The organism is Pseudomonas sp., assembly GCF_037994325.1.
Lineage (GTDB): Bacteria > Pseudomonadota > Gammaproteobacteria > Pseudomonadales > Pseudomonadaceae > Aquipseudomonas.
The window spans coordinates 1-2881 of sequence record NZ_JBBNAH010000717.1 but is presented as its reverse complement, the minus strand read 5'-3'; the positions used below and the strand labels follow the sequence as shown (position 1 = coordinate 2881).

The following is a 2881-nucleotide window of genomic DNA, read 5'->3' as shown; positions in this document are numbered from 1 at the left end:
CGGTATTCCCATGCTCAATTCTGGGTCCCCGCCTGCGCGGGGACGACGGTGTTTTGCCGGTTAGCCACGGCTTAAGCGCAATAACGCGTGGCAATCTCTGGCATACCAATCGGCCAACTCCGGCCAGAGGTTTTCTGCCACGTTGACCAATACGGTGTAGGTGCCCGCCGCGCGGCCGCTGTCGAGGTCGAAGCGGTAGTCGCCGACCATCACCATCTCGCCAGGCGCTACTTGCCATTGCTCGGCCAGGTGCAGCAACCCACCAGGGTGGGGTTTGGGCGGGGCTTCGTCGCGGCCGAGAATATCCTCGGTGGCAAAACAGTCGCCCAGGCCAATCGCCTCTAAGGTCAGCAGCGCCAGCGAGTGAGCGTTACGGGTCAAAATGCCAAGCTGATGACCACGCTCGTGCAGCTCACGCACCAATTCAATCGCCCCCGGCGCCGGCTGGGAATTTACCGCCAGCTGACGTTCGTGCTCCAGCAACCAGGCGTGTTTCGCGGCCGCTACGTCAGTCGGTAACGCGGCGAGGTGGTGGAGAATGTCGTCTTCGGGGGGAATTTCAAGCTCACGACGAATCGCCGCAAAATCATGCACGGCAATGGTCAAGGTGCCGTCCATATCGAACACCCAATGGCGAATCGGGGCGAGGCTCATCAGTACTCTCCAGTGCAGCAAATAGCGCGGGAGTATACGGCGGCACGTAGGCTGTGCTGCGCGCACCGCCCCTAGTAACTCAGCGTCATAATCACGCTGTCTTGATAATTGCCGGCGGGCACATTGTTCTGCGTCGCGTCCACCGCGGCATCAAAGGTGAAGTTCTGCGCCGTTCCCGTGCCCAGGTAAGTCATGGGTTGAGCAACGTTCCAGATCACCGTGGTGTTGGGTTGGTAGAGGTTGTAGTTCATCCGGTTGGCGCCGCTGGCCATGCGCCGCCAAGGCGCTGAGTAGTTGGCGCCGTTGTCAAAGCTGACGCTATAGCCTTCGTTGTTGGTGCAGGTGACATTAACGGTTTGGGTGAACTTGGTGAACTGATTGACCAGCGCCTTGCTGCCAAAGTCGACGTCCAGATTGGCGGTGTTGATCAGGCAGGATTTGGTCACGATCAAGGTCAGCGTGGCGCTGGTCAAGGTGCCGGTGCCCCAGTTGGTGGGGTCGGTACAAAACTGAATGCCCAATACCAGCGAGCAGCTCTGCACCAGCCCGGGCGTGCGATCCCAGTTGCAGGCGCCGAGCAAGCCGCTGTCGCAGATCGCGTAGTACCAGCGAAAACTCACCGTGCCGGTGTATGTGCCAGCCTGCACATTGGGGCCCATGGGAATGGTGAAATACAGCGCGATGCTGTTGCTGCCGCCGCCCAACGACAACACGGTAAGCCCCGTAGCGGTGCCGGTTACGCCGTTTTGGAGCGGTGCGCCGCCCTGGGTCAGGCTGACCGTATAGGGGATCGAGTAGCCGCCATTGGTAAGGTTGAGGCTGGCGGTGTCGAGCATCAGGCGGATGTAGGAGCCCGACAACAGCGACAGCCCGCCAGTACAACTGATACCGGCGGCGCCATAGTTACCCACAGTGGTGGTGGGCAGTGCCAGCGAACTGATGGTGCCCATGCTGACGTTGGTGCCCGAGGTTGTGCAAACGGCATGGGCAGCACTGCTGGCCAGTACCAGCACCGTCAACAGCAGGCGCCGCGCTAGGCGGGCTATCCGCTGCATGCACATTTGTTGCCGCATCTGGCACATGTTGCACTCCTTGCTAAGGCATTAGCGGCAGGTCAACGGACCGACCAGATTCACTTCTTCGTCGCTTTCTTGCAGGGCAAACGCTGCTGCGCATTGCTGGCCATCGGGCCGCGTCACGCGCAGTTGGTTCTGGGAATTCAAGCCTTCGAGATACACCAGACCATCCCAGCCGACAAAGGCGCGTAGCGACGTGTTGTCGACCTTTACTTCACTGCCGCGGGGGATCACTTCGCCACGGCTGTCGATCAGCACAATGCTGGCGGCCACGACCCGGTGCAGATCGAAATTGAGTAACGCGCCGCTGCCCTGATGCACGGCGATTTTGTTTTCCACCTGCGGCACACGCATGTTGGCCGGCAAGCCGAGCGGGTCGATTTCGTATTGGCCGCCGTAGTAGGAAGGCACCGAGGGCACCAGCAGATGGCCATTTTTGTTGGTGTTACCGACCAGCTGATGTTCAAAGTTCACCGGTACATCGCCCACGCCACTGGTGCTGATCAGCACAAAGGCGTCGTCGACGCGGTTGCCGGGGAACACCTCGCCGTCCATGGCAATCAGCGAGCCGGTGGCATCACCCCACTTGGTCAGGCGCCCGTCGTCGCGGTACATACCGCCCTGCACCTGGGCATAGGGCGTACGCCAGGTGACATCGGCCTGCTCATAGGTGCCACTGCCGGTGGCGAAACCAAGGTTGTAGCCCACACCACCGCTGGTGGGCGGCGTGCGCCCGTAGTTGACCCGTTCACGAAACTTGCCTTGGGTATCGCGCTCCACGCTGGCGCTAAAGGTCGAGCGCATATCAAAGGGAATGATCAGCTGCATGACGGCCGAATACCCTTCGCCATCAAGGTCGCGGTTCATCGCCACATACATACTGCTGTTGCCCCACAGGCTGCGCGACCAGGACAGATTGATCAGGCGCGTGCGTTGGCCATCCATGGTTTCGCTGGCGAAGTAGCCGATGCCGACATTGCCGAAATCGCCGGGGTTAAAGGAGAACGTCACCTGGTCGGTGGTTTTCGCCAGGGTCAGTTCATCGCGGCCGTGGTCCAGGGCGCTGAGCATGCTGACGTCGACATAGCCTTTACTGCGCTGCACGTGTTGCGCACCAAAGCCAAACTGGCGCGAGTAATAGCTGTAACCGA

The 2881-nt window shown here is 60.6% G+C and carries 3 protein-coding genes; all 3 read right to left on the bottom strand.

Features of this window, described 5'->3' with window-relative positions:
• Positions 1-60: 60 nt before the first annotated feature.
• Positions 61-654 carry an HAD family hydrolase gene (locus AAAB16_RS23825; protein WP_340665576.1) on the bottom strand — a complete coding sequence of 198 codons (594 nt, stop codon included), beginning with the start codon at positions 652-654 and terminating at the stop codon, positions 61-63.
• A gap of 71 nt (positions 655-725) precedes the next feature.
• Complete coding sequence (locus AAAB16_RS23820) at positions 726-1736, bottom strand: spore coat U domain-containing protein (RefSeq protein WP_340665575.1); 1011 nt, start codon at positions 1734-1736, stop codon at positions 726-728.
• 21 nt (positions 1737-1757) lie between these two features.
• Positions 1758-2881, bottom strand: a 1124-nt coding sequence (locus AAAB16_RS23815; RefSeq protein WP_340665574.1) for a fimbria/pilus outer membrane usher protein, incomplete at its 5' end; no start/stop codon positions are given.

Excerpts from the sequence above, each read along its gene's own strand:
- AAAB16_RS23825 (WP_340665576.1), bottom strand. The coding sequence starts at position 654 with ATGAGCCTCGCCCCGATTCGCCATTGGGTGTTCGATATGGACGGCACC.
- AAAB16_RS23820 (WP_340665575.1), bottom strand. The coding sequence starts at position 1,736 with ATGTGCCAGATGCGGCAACAAATGTGCATGCAGCGGATAGCCCGCCTA.